This is a genomic window from Glutamicibacter protophormiae (genome assembly GCF_016894325.1).
GTDB classification, from domain to species: Bacteria; Actinomycetota; Actinomycetes; order Actinomycetales; family Micrococcaceae; genus Glutamicibacter; species Glutamicibacter protophormiae.
Genome location: NZ_CP069806.1, coordinates 3,197,879 through 3,212,429, shown reverse-complemented (window position 1 = coordinate 3,212,429; position 14,551 = coordinate 3,197,879). Strand labels below are relative to the sequence as shown.

The window sequence follows — 14,551 nt, the reverse complement described above, 5'->3', positions numbered from 1 at the left end:
GTGGGAAACCAGGAACGGATCAAATCCGATGCACGCAACGGCAACCCGCTCCAGCGCCTTGCGCTGAATGCCGGGGCGATCCTCGGATCCTTGTGCCTGCTCATGACGCTTGCGGCTGTGCTGTTTGGGGTGAAACCGCTGGTTTTTGCCAGCGGCTCGATGGGACCCGGCATCCCCACCGGATCGTTGGGGCTGGCTGTTCCCACCCCGATTGAGGAAGTTGCCATAGGTGACGTGGTTTCGGTGGTCACCAGCAACGAAGTTCGGGTGACGCACCGGGTAGCCGACAAGACCGAAGCAGGCCTGATCCTCAAGGGGGATGCCAATCCCGTCGCGGACCTGCAACCGTATGCGGTGGACAGCGCCGACAAGCTTCTGGTCAGCTTTCCGGGCTTGGGGTACCTGGTGACGTGGCTGTCCCAGCCATGGGCGTATTTCCTAGGCGGGTTGTTGTGCGCCTACCTGCTCTATCTCGCATTCTCGCGTAGCCCGCAGCCAGCAGTTGGTGAATCCGTCCCGAGAAGTTCTACCCAGAAACGCAATTCGGAGACTGATGCCGATGCTTGTGCAGGATCCCCTGGGCGAGGGGACTTGCCTCGTGCTGGCATATCCCGACTTTTGTGCATGGTGCTTGTTCTTTCGACGGCGGTCGCTTCGTTGCAACTTCACCCTGCGGTCGAATCGACGCAGGCTGCTTTCACTTCCACGGCGAAAGCCGGGGGTACGTTGCACGGCGCCGTTATGCAACCGGCCAAGAATCTTTCATGCAAAGACAAATCCTCGCTATCCGGTAACAATGTCATCAACTTCGCATGGCAAGCTCCAGCAGCCCAGGGTGCGAAATTAACGGGATACAAGGTATCTGTCCAAGTCAACGACAGTGAAGAGAAATTTTCCGACCCCCTGCCTGCGTCTACCACCACGTACGCTGTCGATATTTCCCCTTCGGGCGGGTTGCTGTCGTTCCTGATAGACCTTCTGGGCAACCTCTTTGGATCGAAATTTGACGTGAACTTCCGCGTGTATGCCATGTACGACAACGGATGGATTTCCGCCCCTAGCGTCTATTCGGGTGCGAAGGGCTCCATTGGTTTGCTTGGAGTTGTCAGGTCGCTACATTGCTCGTGAATGGCGGCGAAGCCCATGCGGTGGTTCTCCCCGCTTCGTTAATTGGAACGAATATCTTCCAAGCCGAGGAGGATGAGTTCAAGGCCTCTGTGGAAGGCCAGTCGCGCTCTCTGCTGTAGCTGGAGACCGGCATCTAATGCTTCCTTGAACTCTTGGCTTGAGGCGTCATCTGCTTCCCATACGATCTCGGGTGCCGCCGCATCCAGCGCCGAGCCGAGCACGAATGAATCGATGATGGTGATCGCTTGCAATCGGTCTGCCGGCGGGAACCCCGCCTGCGCGAGAGTTTCCGCCAACGCATCGTAGACCCGCAAGGTGGTGCGGTCCCGCACGGTATGGCTGGTGAGCAGAGGGATCAGCCGCGGGTGCTTCGAATACGACTCCCAATAGGATGTGGCAATCTGCCGTACGGTCTGCTGCCAGTCGCCTGAAGCACCGCCCTCGAGGCTGATCGCGGACATGGCGCGGCCGCGCATCAGCTCGATGATTTCATCCTTGCCTGAGACGTGGTTGTAGATCGAGGACGCCGTCACGGACAGGGCCTTGGCCAATTGCGGGAGCGTAAACTCGCCGTGCTTGTCGACCAAAGCCAACGCCGCAGCGGCGATGGCATCCGGGCTGAGTTTGGGCTTCGAGGGTCGCGCCATGGGATCCGCTGCTTTCTGCTAGGGGTCTTCCACCTGAGCCTATCCGAATTAAACGAAAATCATTCGTTTAGCTCTTGCGTGTGACACAAGGCACTGCCTATCCTATAAACGAATCACATTCGTTTTAGCGATGGAGCATAGCCATGAAAGAAATACTCGCCCTCACACCGCCGGCATCTCCGGCCCGCGTGGATGCCGCCGAGCGCGGGGAACTGACGGTCGCGCTGGTTCAGCACCGCTGGCATGAAAACCCGCAGGCGCTGCGCGGCGAACTGGAAGACGGCATCCGCCGTGCCGCCGCCCAGGGGGCCAAGATCGTGTACCTGCCGGAGCTGACGCTGAGCAAGTACCCGGCCTTCGCGGTGCCGACCCCGGATGCCGCGGATGAGTCCGCCGAGGACCTGGAGAATGGGCCTACCGTGGCCTTCGCCCGCGACATGGCCGCCCGTTACTCCATCCACGTGCACATTTCGCTGTTCCGCAAGGCCCCGGCCGCGGACGGTCTGGGATTGAATACCGCCGTGGTCGTGGCACCGGAGGGTGAGATCGTCGCGCTGACCAACAAGCTGCACATTCCGCGCACCGCCGGCTACTACGAGGACAAGTATTTCCGTGAGGGACCGAATGACGATCCTTACCCGGTGCATCGCATCGAGGCGCTGAACGGGCTGGCCATGGGCCTGCCCACCTGCTGGGACGAGTGGTTCAGCGAACCACCGCGCATCTACTCGCTGGCCGGTGCGGACCTGGTGGCCTACCCGACGGCCATCGGCTCCGAACCGGACCACCCGGACTTCGACACCGAGCCGCTGTGGCGCCAGACCATCATCGGCAACGGCATCGCTAACGGGCTGTTCATGGTGGTCCCCAACCGCTGGGGCGACGAAGGCGCGCTGACCTTCTACGGATCCTCCTTCATTTCCGACCCGTACGGCCGTGTCCTGGCTCGGGCGCCGCGCGACGAATCCGCCGTCCTGGTGGCAACCCTGGACCTGGACGCCCGCCGCGACTGGCTGACGCTCTTCCCGTTCCTGCGCACCCGCCGCCCGGAAACCTACGGCGCGCTGACCGAAGCCCGCGCCGAGTCCGGCCTGGGAGAAATGGGGCGCTCCCATGTCTGAGTTCCTCATGCCCGCCGAAACCGACCCGCAGGAACGCATCTACATTGCCTTCCCCTCCGGCGGCTACACCCTGGGCGACACCGCCGAGGAAGCCGAGGCCGCACGCGGCACCTGGGCAGCGGTAGCCAAGGCCGTCGCCCGCTTCACCCCGGTGACCATGCTCGTCGACCCGCAGGCCGAATCCGACGCCCGCCGCCACCTGGGCCAGGACGTCAGCTACGAGCTGCGCGAGCTGGACGACGCCTGGATGCGGGACATCGGCCCGACCTTCGTGCGCGATGCCTCCGGCGGGCTGTGCGCCATCGACTGGAACTTCAACGGCTGGGGCGCCCAGTCCTGGGCCTCCTGGGGCAAGGACTCGAAGATCGCCGCCCAGGTGGCGCAGCTGGAAAACGCCACCCGGGTCCGGTCCTCGATCACCAACGAGGGCGGCGGAATCCACGTGGACGGCGAGGGCACCATGCTGGCCACCCGCAGCGTCCAGCTGGACCCGGGGCGCAACCCCGGGGCCACCGAATCGCAGATCGAAGCCGAATTCGCCCGGCAATTGGGAGTCTCCAAGGTCATTTGGCTGGAGCGCGGGCTGACCCGCGACAATAAGGAATTCGGCACCCGCGGCCACGTGGACATCGTTGCCTGCTTCGCGGCGCCCGGCGTGGTGCTCTACCACGACCAGCAGGACCCGACCCATCCGGATCATGCAGTTTCCGCGGAGGTGCGCGGCATCCTGGAGCAGGCGGTCGATGCCAAGGGGCGCCGCCTGCGACTGGTCCCCGTCCCGGCGCCTGCGACGCTGGAGGACGAGGAAGGCTGGGTGGACTACTCCTACATCAACCACCTGGTCACCAACGGGGGAGTCATCGCCTGCTCCTTCAACGACCCGAACGATGCGCAGGCAGCCCGGATCCTCGCCCAGGCCTACCCGGGGCGTGAGGTCGTCCCGGTGGATGCCACCGAACTCTATGCCCGCGGCGGAGGAATCCACTGCATCACCCAGCAGGTTCCGAAGCGATAGAACCTCCCCTCCGAACAAGGACCCAGTGCGATGAAAGACAATGCCAAACCCAGCCGGCTGAGCACCAGCCCGGTCACCGAAACCGGCAAGGGCCTGGCCGCAGGCCAGATCGGCTTGTTCACGGCCATCGTGATCGGTGTATCCACCATTGCGCCCAGCTACGTCGTGGCCAGCACGCTCGGCCCCACCGCCGAGGCGGTGGGCACGCACCTGCCGGCGATCTTCATCATCGGGTTCATCCCGATGTTCCTGGTGGCCCTGGGCTACCGCGAATTGAACCGGGCTATGCCGGACAACGGCACCACCTTCACCTGGGTGTGGAAGGCCTTCGGTCCGCGCGCCGGATGGATGGGCGGCTGGGGCATGCTCGCGGCGAATATCATCGTCCTCTCCAACCTGGCCGGCGTCGCGGTGGACTTCTTCTACCTCTTCCTGGCCCAGGCCACCGGGCAGGAGCAGTTGGCCGATCTAGCCTCCAACCCGTGGATCAACGTGGCCACCTGCCTGGTATTCATGCTGGGCGCCACCTGGATCTCGGTGCGCGGACTGCACGCCGCCTCGCTGGTGCAGTACCTGCTGGTCGGATTCCAGGTGCTGGTGCTGCTGTGGTTCACCATCGCGGCCCTGGACAAGGCGGCCCCGGCGGTGCAGTTCTCGCCCGAGTGGTTCAACCCGCTGGGCATTGATTCCTTCTCCGCCATGGCGGTGGGCCTGAGCCTGTCGATTTTCGCCTTCTGGGGCTGGGACGTCTGCCTGTCGATGAACGAGGAAACCAAGAACGGCGAGCGCACCTCGGGTCTGGCCGCCGGGTTCACCGCGGTGATCGTGCTGGCCGTGTACCTGCTGACCTCCGTGTCAGCCACGGTGTTCGCCGGGGTGGGGGATTCCGGCCTGGGCCTGGCGAATCCGGAGAACATCGGCAACGTGTTCGCCGCACTGGCCGGACCGGTGATGGGTCCTGCCGCGATCCTGCTCTCGCTGGCCACCCTAGCTTCCTGCGCGGCCTCGCTGCAGTCAACCATGATTTCCCCGGCACGCTCCATGCTGGCCATGGGACACCACGGGGCGTTGCCTCCGGTCTTCACCCGGATCCACCCGAAGTTCGGCACCCCGGCCTTTGCCACCATCGTGGCGGCGGTGGTCTCCACCGCCTTCTACGCGATGATGCGGTTTGTCTCCACCAACGTCCTGAACGACACCATCCTGGCGCTGGGCATGATGATCTGCTTCTACTACGGGATCACCGCGTTCGCCTGCGTCTGGTTCTTCCGCTACACGCTGCTCGCCTCGGCGCGCAACTTCTTCATCCGCGCGGTGGCCCCGCTGCTGGGTGGACTGGCGCTGGTTGCGGTCTTCCTGCAGACCACCGTCGACTCCCTGGACCCCGAGTACGGTTCGGGAACACACGTGGCGGGCATGGGCCTGGTTTTCGTGGTCGGCATAGGCATCCTGGTGCTCGGCGCCGTGTTCCTGGTCGGCGCCCGCAAGCGCCGTGCGGGGTTCTACGAATCCCGGCCGGAAACCCGGTACATCAAGCAGGAAAACTCCTAGCCGCGGGAAAGGCCGCCCGGCCGCGCACCGGGCGGCCTTCGCCCTGCGGCTAGGACAGGCCGGCCCGCATCCGGCGTTCGAGGAATACCGGATTGCTGATGGCGCGGTCGGCCGCGAACCGTGGGATCACCCCGGCCTCCCCGGTGGCCAGCTGGGCCAGATGCTCGCCGATGGCGGGAACGAATTTGAAGCCGTGGCCGCTGAAGCCGGCGCCGATGGCCACCGGTCCCAGCCGGTCGAGGATGAAATGCTCGTCCTCGGTATTGGCGTAGGTGCAGGACACCGGCTCGAAGCTGTCCGGATCGGTGCCCGGAAGCCAGCGGCGGGCATAGGCCTGCAGCGCGCAGAGCTGGTCGGCGACCAGCTGGTGCGGGCGGTGCTCAGGGTCGACCACGCGGCCCGAGCCGTGCCAGCCGACCTTGATGCCTTCGCCGGGGGTGCGCATGCCGTAGACCGGCGCGAAGATCTTCAGGCCGCCATGGTCTCCCGGCGGCAGGGTGTGGTTGAAGCCCGGCCACTGCGCGGAGGTCCCGCGCTGGGCGAAATGCACCGGGTGCTCCTCGGTGACGTGGATGCGGGGCAGGGCCCAGCGCTCGCCGAGCAGCGTGCGGGTCCACGCGCCGGCGGCGAGGATGACCCGGCGTGCGGATATCGTGGTCGTGCGTTCGCCGTCGTCCACCACGATTTTTGCCATGTCCTCGGAGACAACCTCCAGCTGGAGCACCCGGTGCCCGTGGCGGATCTCGGCTCCGGCGGCCGCGGCTAGCCGCTGCAGGGTTGCTACGGCGAGGTCGGCGTTCAGCTGCCCGCCGCTGGGGATATGCAATGCCTGCGTCTCGAATCTCATGCCGGCGAAGCGCGCGCCGGCTTCGTCGGCGTCCAGCAGCTCGCTGTCGATGCCGGCGGCCGTGAGCGCTGCATGGATGGCCTGCTGGCCGGCTTCATCGCCGTGGTTGACCAGGCCTGTCCGGTTCAGCAGCTGCACGCCGCCGGCTTGGGAGATGTCCTCCCACAGCTGGTCGGCGCGCCGCAGCAGCCCCACGTACGCAGGATCCGCATAGGCGGGGTTGAAATTGCGGGTGGCGCCGTGGGAGGCCCCCTCGTGGTGTCCGGGGGCGAAGCGCTCCAGCAGCAGGACCTGGTGTCCCCGGCTGGCGAGGGAGAAGGCGGCGGCCGAGCCCATGGCTCCGCCCCCGATGATCAGGAAGTCAACGTCGGTGCTCATGGTTTCAGCCTAGGCTCGGTGCCCCGGCGGGCTGGCTCCGGCGCCGTAATATTGCGGGCCCAATGGCGCCGCCGCCGGATCGGTGCGGCCGCCCGGAGAAGGGTTTCAATGCGTGCCGCGTTGCCGTGTATGGTCGACTGCAGAGGCCGGGCATGACTGGCACGGCGGCTGGACTGCCCTCGCAGGCCCGGTCGTCTTGTGCCTCGGCGCCCCATGGCAAGCAAACAGGAATCGGAGTCCGCGTGGAGCAAACGGTGCAACTCGGTGCGTTGATCGGCCTGGCCGCGGCGGTGTTCGTCGGGGCGTCCACCCAGCGCATCTCCGGCATGGGCTTCGCGCTGGTGGCCTCCCCCTTCCTGGTGATGGTGCTCGGACCGTTCGAAGGCATCATGCTGGTGAACTTCCTCGGGGCATGCAGCAGCCTGCTGATCTTCGCGCAGGTCTTCCGGCAGGTCGAGTACAAGAAGATCGCGTTACTGCTGGTTCCCGCGGTGATCATGACCTTTCCCGGGGCCTGGGTGGCCAAACTGCTCGGCGGACCCTGGCTGTCCATCGGCATTTCGATCATGGTGATCCTCGCCTTGGGCGCCAGTTTCCTGGTCCGCAACCTGCCGGCGGGACAGAGCAAGGGGCTGGCCATCGGCGCCGGCGCCATTTCCGGCTTCATGTCGGTCACCGCCGGCGTCTCCGGCCCCGCCATCGCCGGGTATGCGGTGGCCAGCCGCTGGCCGCAGGCGAAGTTCGCGATTTCCGTGCAGCTGTACTTCCTGGTGCTCGCAGTGTCCTCGCTGCTCGCCAAGGGCGGCATGCCACAGCTGGACTGGATCCAGTGGATCACCTGCCTGGCAGCCATGGTGCTGGGCATCGTGCTGGGCAATGTCCTCGCACCGAAGATCCCGGCGAAGATCAGCCGCGCCTTCGTGGTCCTGGTCGCGCTCGCCGGCGCGGTCGTGCTGCTGGTCAACGGGATCACGGCGCTGGCCTAGCAGCCCGCCGGCCATGGCGTGAAACGTTCATGGAACAATGGATCCCGTGCCTCTCCACTTCCCCGAGCCGTCGAACCCCAGGCGCGTGACCGAACTCGAAATCGAGCGGAACGCGCTGTGGTCGGGGCTGTTCTGCGCGCTGTTCGGGCTGGCCACCGCCCTGATCATTTTCGCCGGAGAACGCCCCGCGTTGTTCGGCGGACTCTCCGTGGGTTCCGTGGCCTCGGTGACCGGCGGCGTCTCGGCGGGACTGTCCAGCGCCTACGCATTCCGGAGCCTGCTGCGCCAGCGTGAACCATGGCTGCGCCGCATTCCCGCCTGGCGCCAGTACGTGGCGGCCATCGGCCTGGTGCTGGTCCACGTGGCCAGCACCGTGATGATGATCCTGGTGGCCACGCACCTGTTCCAGCAGGCGTTCATCGGCCTGCACCTGGATGTGCTGGCCGGTTCGCTGGCCGTCAGCGGCATCACCGGGCTGAGCGCCTATCTGGCGCTGGTGGCCACGGCGCGCACCAGTGCCGAGAACCTGTCGGTGGTGCTGGGCATCTATATGGCCGCCGGGGTGCTGATCAGCATGCTGCTGGCCGAGGACCAGGGCTGGTGGCAGGGAATGTTCTCTCGGCTGGGAACCGCGCAATCCGGCATGGGCTCCTTCTGGACCTTCAATACGACCATGATCATTTCGGGCCTGGTGCTGATCTCGTTCACCGAGTTCCTCACCCGCGACCTGGTGGTGCTGTCCAAGACCTACCGGTGCCGGCCCAACTTGGAACGCTATCCGGTGATCCGCCGGCTGAGGCCCCGTCCGCGCGTCGTGCGGTGGTGCCTGATCGCCGTGTCAGCGGGCATCATCGGCGTGGGAAGCGTTCCGATGAACCTGTCCCTTGACGTGCATTCGGCCTTCGTCCAGCTGGCCTCCGTCGCCATGATCATCCTGCTCATGGGAACGCTGGTTCTGCTGCCCGGCTACCCGGCGGTCTTCCACATGATGTCCCTGTCTGCAGTCGGCGCGATCTGGGTCGCATACCTTCTCTGGGATGCCTGGTCCTACTACAACCTCACCGGGTTCGAACTGTCGGCGGTGGCGATCCTGTTCACCTGGATCTCGGTCTTCATCCGGACCACCGCCGCGATGATCCGCGACGGACAGGAGCCGCGCAGTACGCATGGCCCAGGGGCACGCAGCATCCTCAGCGATCCAGCACCAAGGACTGAAAAGCCTAGCGACTGAGAGTCGCCGTGTCGATCGGCCGGTACCCGCGTTTGCGGCCGGATCGAGGTCCCCCGTTCCGGGTGGTATTCCCGATGTCCTGTGAATTGGATCCTTGACGTTTCCTTGGAGTTATCACGCAGTAAAACCCTCAGACAACGATTTCTGTAGCGTGATGGGTGTCGTTTCAACCGAATAACTGAGGAGGGCAAGATGGGTCTCGGAGACAAGATTCAGAACAAGTCAGAAGAAGTTGTCGGCAAGGCCAAGGAAGCCACGGGCAAGGCGACCAACGACAGGTCGTTGCAGGCCGAAGGCGTCAAGGAGCAGGCTGCTGCAAATGCCAAGCAGGCTGGCGAAAAGGCCAAGGACGCGTTCAAGGACGCGACCGACAACAAGTAGAAGTCGATCACCCCAGTGGCCCTGTCGTTGCGACGGGGCCATTGGCCTGTTCAAAGGCCGCTTATTCGGTTTCCCGCTGGCGCTCGTCCGGTTCGCTTCGCTCTTGTTCCGCCGGGCCCATGCCGGTTAAATGCAAGCGCACTGGCCCACGGACGGTGTGCAGATCGACGTCCTGACCATGCTGGGTCACCCGAAGTGCGCCGTCTGCGGCCAATGAAGCGGCAATCTGCCGTACGGCATCCATCCGGAGCCGCCAGCGTTCGCCCTCTCCGCCGACGACGCGTGCAACGTCGCTGGGGCAGATCGAGGAGCCCTGCCTTTTGCCTAACAGGGTGAAGATCGTGGCGCGGATGCGCTCGTTTAGCTTGTCCTCGCGGGGTTCCTCCCACCAGGGCTGTCCATGTTCGCCCAGAGCCAGTTTGGCTTGATGGACCCTGATTCTGGCTTCCTCGTTGCCCCGGCCTACCTCGCGGCGGGCGTTCATCAATTCATCAACAAGTTCCTGTCGCAGCTTCGGCGGGATCCCTGGATCGCTCGCACGCCACTTCCTCCCGGAAATGACCAGATATCGACCGTCTTCCGTTCGCTCCGCTACTTGGTCCTTGTCCATCGTTGCGTTTCGGCCCCCTCCACCATCTTCCGTTCCTGCGCTGTCCGCCGCATGTACCCGACGGGGTTCTAGGGTAGGACAACTTCTGCGGTCGATGTGAGGGGTGTCAGGCAGCTACCAGCCGGCGCGGCGAAGTGCAGCTAAGGGTGGAAAGCGGACTCAAGGTCCCGAAGCTACAGGGGCCGATCCCAGTTTTCTGGCAGTTGCGGGCGATGGTTTACACCGGTCATGCGAAGGTCCTAGGCTCGGGGCATGCCAGTGATGATCAGAACGATCCAGACCGCGGTACCTTCGACAGTCTTGAAGCAGGAGGAAGTCCGAGAGGTCTTTGCGACCCAGCCCGAGCTGAGCCGGCTGGGGCAGCGGCTGGTCGCGACCTCCTTCAATTCGGCAGACATCGATACCCGCTATAGCTGTGTTTCGGAATTCAACACCGAACTTCCCGAACCGGCCGAACCGATGTTCTATGACCGTTCCTCCGGCCTGCTCCGGTCGCCGAGCACCGCCGCACGCAACAGGGTCTACGTGGAGCACGCAGGGGACCTGTTCGTCGAGGCCGCCCGGCGCGCGCTGGATGCCTGCCCGGGGCTCGAACCGGCGGACGTCACCCACGTGATCACGGTGTCCTGCACCGGCTTCTACAACCCCGGCCCGGACTACCAGATCGTGCGGAGCCTCGGGCTGGACCCGTCCACCGTGCGCCACCATCTGGGGTTCATGGGCTGTTATGCCGCCTTCCCGGCGCTGCGCGCGGCCCGGGATTTCTGCCTCGCCGATGAGAACGCCACCGTGCTGGTGGTCTGCGTGGAGCTGTGCACGCTGCATGTCCACAGCTCCAACGACCCCGATACCATCATGGGCTCGGCCATCTTCGCCGACGGCGCCGCCGCCGCGGTGGTGGCCCGGGGCGGCGAGGGGCTGCAGATCGACGATCTCAAAACCACGTTGACCCCGGTGGGCGAGGAATCGATGGCCTGGAACATCGGCGACCACGGATTCGAGATGGTGCTGGGAACCTACGTCCCGCACATCATCGACGACCACATCACCGACGCGCTTACGCCGCTGCTGGAGGCCGACGCGGAGGCGCCGCTGGAGATCGGTCAGATCGCGCACTGGGGAATCCACCCGGGCGGCCGCGCCATCCTCGACCGGATCCAGAACCGGCTGCAGCTCTCCGAGACGCAGTTGCTGCCGGCACGCCGGATCCTGCGCGATTTCGGGAACATGTCCAGCTCCACGGTGCTGTTTGTGCTCAAGGAAATCCTCGAAGCCGAGAACACCCGAGCCGGGGAACGCGTCTGCGCCATGGCGTTCGGCCCCGGGCTCACGGTGGAAACGGGCTTGTTCACGGTGAAGCCGAGCTCCGGAACCAGCTGATGCGGCGGCACCCCGAGGAAGTGGAGGCCATGGACCTCCCGGACTGCGACCCGGTGCTGCTGAACCGGACCTACGCCCAGTTCCCGCTGGTGAACAGGGCGGTCGGCGGATGGAAGCAGATCTACGCGCGGCAGATCGCCCCGGTGCTGGCCCGCGGCGAACCGGCCCGGCTGCTGGATATCGGCTGCGGCGGGGGAGACATCGCCCTGCAGCTGGCGCGCTGGGCCCTGCGCGACGGCTACGAGCTGGACGTCCGGGGCATCGACCCGGATGAGCGGGCCATCGCCTTCGCCCGGCGGGCCGCGATGAAAAGTCCCCTGCCGGCCAGGAAGATCGAGTTCGCCCGCTGCACCAGCGCGGATTTGGTACGCCGCGGCGAAGCGTTCGACGTGGTCATCTCCAACCACCTGCTGCATCATCTGGGCGAGACCCAGCTGCGCGGGATCCTGGCCGACACCGAAGCCCTGGCCACCGGGCTGGGGCTGCATGCAGACATCCGGCGCTCCCGAAGAGCTTCGCTGCTGTTCGGGGCGGCGACGCTGCCGCTGGCGGGGACCTCGTTGATCCGCCGCGACGGGCTGGCCTCCATCCGCCGCAGCTACATCCCGATGGAACTCGTCCGGCGCGTGCCGGCCGGATGGCAGGTGCACACCGCCAAGCCGTTCAGGAACTTGCTGGTCTACCGACCGGTCCGGGCATGAGCACCCGGAGCCGGGGAGGCGCTGCCCATGGATGACGCGGCGATCATCGGCGGCGGGCCGGTGGGGTTGGGCCTTGCGGTGCTCCTGGCCCAGCAGGGATGGACGGTGCGGGTTTTCGAGCGCCGCCACGGGATTTCCGGGCATTCCAGGGCCATCGGCCTGCACCCGCCGGCCCAGCAGGTGCTGGCCCGAGCCGGGCTGGCGGCGCAGCTCGCCGAGCAGGGCACCGCAATCCGCCGGGGGCTGGGCATCAGCAACGGCCGGCGGATCGCCGCGTTGGACTTCGCCTCGCTGCCCGGCCCCTACCCCTACGTGCTGGCGCTGCCGGAGCACCAGACCGTGGCGCTGCTGCGGGAGAGGCTGCGCGCGCTGGATCCGCTGGCCCTCGTCGAAGGCCATGAATTCCAGGGAATCGAAGGCCAGTCGCGGGAATGCATCCGTTTCACCGTCGCCGGGCCCGGTGGCCTGCAAGCCAGGGAAGCCTCTTGGCTCATCGGCGCGGACGGGGTGCAGTCCGCGGTGCGCGCCGAGCTCGGGGTTGCGTTCCGCGGCCGAGAGCTGCCGGACCGCTACCTCATGGGCGACTTCCCGGAGACCACCGCCTGGCCGCACAGCGCCGCCTTGTTCATCGAGGCGCAGGGCATCGTCGAATCCTTCCCGTTGCCCGGCGGGATGCGCCGCTGGGTGGCCAGGCTCGGGCACGGGCAGTCCCAGGACGCGGATTTGCCGGAGCTGATCCGGGAACGCACCGGCTACCGGGTGGACGCGGAGGCCTGCACCATGCGCAGCTGCTTCTCCACCGCCAACCGCAGGGCGGCCAGCATGATGCAGGGCCGGGCCGTGCTGCTGGGAGATGCCGCCCACCAGATCAGCCCCATCGGCGGACAGGGCATGTGCCTAGGCCTGATCGGGGCGGCGAGGCTCGCGGATCTGCTGGTTTCCGGCGCCGTGCCGGGTGGTGGGCAGCTGCTGCAATTCCAGGCGCGGCAGCTGAAGGCCGCCCGGCAAGCGGGCCTGAAAGCCCACCTGAACATGGCGCTGGGCAGGCCGGTGGCGCCGTGGCTGCTGCCCGCGCGCAACCTGCTGTTCTCCGCGGCGGCGGCGAACCGCACGGTGCGCGATGCGGTGGCCCGCAGCTTCACCATGACCTGAATGCCGCGCGTGCCCAAACTCACCGCCTGCGCCCGGCCAATACGTGAAACAATGGATGGTGATGACTTCGAGCAACCCCACCACACTTTCCGCTGACGAGCGCAAGGCCCTGCGCCTGGAGCAGGCCGCCGCCCAGCGTGCCCAGCAGCTGCGCATTTCCACCTCCCGCGCCCAGGCCGAAGGCCGCGCGCAGGTCATTCCGACCGCCGAGGGCTGGAAGCAGGAGATGGGCGCCGACGGCCGCCCCGAACTGCAGTTCGCCACCAAGCGACGCGTCTCCCAGCCGCCGACCCACCTGGCGGACCTCACCCTGGCCGAGCGCCAGGAGAAGCTGAAGGAACTGGGGCTGCCAGGATTCCGCGCCAAGCAGCTCTCGGTGCACTACTTCCAGCACTACACCACCGACCCGGCCAAGATGAGCGACCTGCCTAAGGAGCGCCGCGGGGAACTGGTCGACGCCATGTTCCCGAAGCTGCTGACCGAGGTCAAGCGGCTGACCACCGATGACGGCAGGACCGTCAAGTTCCTGTGGCGCCTGTTCGACGGCTCGCTGGTCGAGTCCGTGCTGATGCGCTACCCGAACCGCATCACCCTGTGCATCTCCTCGCAGTGCGGCTGCGGCATGAACTGCCCGTTCTGCGCCACCGGACAGGCGGGCCTGACCCGCAACATGTCCACCGCGGAGATCCTGGACCAGATCGTCCAGGCCAACCGCGTCATCGCCGAGGGCGGCCTGGGCGGCCAGAAGCACCCGGACGAGCGCGTGGGCAATATCGTGTTCATGGGCATGGGCGAACCGCTGGCCAACTACAAGCGCGTCATGAACGCCGTGCACCGCATGGTCGCCGAGGCCCCGGAGGGCCTGGGCATGAGTGCCCGCGGCATCACCGTCTCCACCGTCGGCCTGGTGCCGGCCATCCGCAAGCTCGCCAACGAAAACGTGCCGGTCACCTTCGCGCTGAGCCTGCACGCCCCGGATGACGAGCTGCGCGACGAGCTGATCCCGGTGAACTCCCGCTGGAAGGTCGACGAGGCGCTGGATGCGGCCTACGACTACTACGTGAAGACCGGACGTCGCGTCTCCATCGAGTACGCGCTGATCAAGGACATGAACGACCACGAGTGGCGCGCCGAAATGCTGGCGAAGAAGCTCAACGCCCGCGGCCGCGGCTGGGTTCACGTGAACCCGATCCCGCTGAACCCGGTGCCGGGCTCCATCTGGACCCGCAGCGAACCGGACATCACCAGCAAGTTCGTGCGCCGGCTGGACGAGCTGGGTGTGCCGACCACGCTGCGCGACACCCGCGGCAAGGAAATCGACGGCGCCTGCGGCCAGCTGGCCGCCGACGGCGACAAGTAGCCTCCGCCGCCCCGGGCAGGGAAGCCTATACTTTGGCTAAGACCTAAGTAGAGGGGGACTGCT

The 14,551-nt window shown here is 66.2% G+C and carries 14 protein-coding genes; 11 read left to right on the top strand and 3 right to left on the bottom strand.

What is annotated here, in order from left to right; all coding sequences use genetic code 11:
- Complete coding sequence (locus tag JQN66_RS15035) at nt 1-1,128, top strand: signal peptidase I (protein WP_204675749.1); 1,128 nt, start codon at nt 1-3, stop codon at nt 1,126-1,128.
- 38 nt (nt 1,129-1,166) lie between these two features.
- Here JQN66_RS15035 and JQN66_RS15030 read toward each other — a convergent pair whose 3' ends face one another.
- Nucleotides 1,167-1,775: a TetR/AcrR family transcriptional regulator C-terminal domain-containing protein gene (locus tag JQN66_RS15030; protein ID WP_204675748.1), complete on the bottom strand. Its 609-nt coding sequence runs from the start codon at nt 1,773-1,775 to the stop codon at nt 1,167-1,169.
- Nucleotides 1,776-1,918: 143 nt separating this feature from the next.
- Between JQN66_RS15030 and JQN66_RS15025 the strand changes: the two genes are divergently transcribed.
- From JQN66_RS15025 to JQN66_RS15015, 3 genes are read left to right on the top strand one after another with little or no spacing between them, the layout of a single operon-like run.
- Entirely contained in the window at nt 1,919-2,896 is a 978-nt protein-coding gene (locus JQN66_RS15025; RefSeq protein ID WP_204675747.1) for a nitrilase-related carbon-nitrogen hydrolase, read from the top strand.
- A complete protein-coding gene (locus tag JQN66_RS15020) occupies nt 2,889-3,911 on the top strand; it encodes an agmatine deiminase family protein (RefSeq protein ID WP_204675746.1) in 1,023 nt (340 codons plus the stop codon). The genes JQN66_RS15025 and JQN66_RS15020 overlap by 8 nt, the downstream gene beginning before the upstream one ends.
- 30 nt (nt 3,912-3,941) lie before the next feature.
- Nucleotides 3,942-5,462: an APC family permease gene (locus JQN66_RS15015; RefSeq protein ID WP_204675745.1), complete on the top strand. Its 1,521-nt coding sequence runs from the start codon at nt 3,942-3,944 to the stop codon at nt 5,460-5,462.
- 49 nt (nt 5,463-5,511) lie between these two features.
- On the opposite strand, the gene JQN66_RS15010 is transcribed toward JQN66_RS15015, so the two are convergent.
- Nucleotides 5,512-6,687, bottom strand: a complete 1,176-nt coding sequence (locus tag JQN66_RS15010; protein WP_204675744.1) for an FAD-dependent oxidoreductase — start codon at nt 6,685-6,687, stop codon at nt 5,512-5,514.
- Between the two features lie 242 nt (nt 6,688-6,929).
- On the opposite strand from JQN66_RS15010, the gene JQN66_RS15005 reads away from it, so the two are divergent.
- The 3 genes from JQN66_RS15005 to JQN66_RS14995 all read left to right on the top strand — a co-directional run bounded on the left by JQN66_RS15005 (nt 6,930) and on the right by JQN66_RS14995 (nt 9,285).
- Nucleotides 6,930-7,673, top strand: coding sequence for a sulfite exporter TauE/SafE family protein (locus tag JQN66_RS15005; RefSeq protein ID WP_204675743.1), 744 nt, complete (start codon nt 6,930-6,932; stop codon nt 7,671-7,673).
- Nucleotides 7,674-7,758: 85 nt separating this feature from the next.
- A complete protein-coding gene (locus JQN66_RS15000) occupies nt 7,759-8,904 on the top strand; it encodes a hypothetical protein (protein ID WP_204675742.1) in 1,146 nt (381 codons plus the stop codon).
- A gap of 192 nt (nt 8,905-9,096) precedes the next feature.
- A complete protein-coding gene (locus JQN66_RS14995) occupies nt 9,097-9,285 on the top strand; it encodes a CsbD family protein (RefSeq protein WP_161448728.1) in 189 nt (62 codons plus the stop codon).
- A 61-nt stretch (nt 9,286-9,346) separates the two neighbouring features.
- Here the strand turns inward: JQN66_RS14995 and JQN66_RS14990 are convergent, their stop codons facing one another.
- The gene (locus JQN66_RS14990) at nt 9,347-9,895 is read right to left on the bottom strand and encodes a DUF3253 domain-containing protein (protein WP_204675741.1); all 549 of its coding nucleotides are present in this window, start codon (nt 9,893-9,895) and stop codon (nt 9,347-9,349) included.
- 252 nt (nt 9,896-10,147) lie between these two features.
- On the opposite strand from JQN66_RS14990, the gene JQN66_RS14985 reads away from it, so the two are divergent.
- The 4 genes from JQN66_RS14985 (at nt 10,148) to rlmN (ending at nt 14,488) form a co-directional block, all read left to right on the top strand.
- The gene (locus JQN66_RS14985; RefSeq protein ID WP_204675740.1) at nt 10,148-11,275 is read left to right on the top strand and encodes a type III polyketide synthase; all 1,128 of its coding nucleotides are present in this window, start codon (nt 10,148-10,150) and stop codon (nt 11,273-11,275) included.
- A 29-nt stretch (nt 11,276-11,304) separates the two neighbouring features.
- Nucleotides 11,305-11,976: a methyltransferase domain-containing protein gene (locus JQN66_RS14980; RefSeq protein WP_239464036.1), complete on the top strand. Its 672-nt coding sequence runs from the start codon at nt 11,305-11,307 to the stop codon at nt 11,974-11,976.
- A 27-nt stretch (nt 11,977-12,003) separates the two neighbouring features.
- Nucleotides 12,004-13,128 carry an FAD-dependent oxidoreductase gene (locus JQN66_RS14975; RefSeq protein ID WP_204675738.1) on the top strand — a complete coding sequence of 375 codons (1,125 nt, stop codon included), beginning with the start codon at nt 12,004-12,006 and terminating at the stop codon, nt 13,126-13,128.
- A gap of 61 nt (nt 13,129-13,189) precedes the next feature.
- Complete coding sequence (gene rlmN / locus JQN66_RS14970) at nt 13,190-14,488, top strand: dual-specificity RNA methyltransferase RlmN (protein WP_239464035.1); 1,299 nt, start codon at nt 13,190-13,192, stop codon at nt 14,486-14,488.
- Nucleotides 14,489-14,551: the final 63 nt, after the last annotated feature.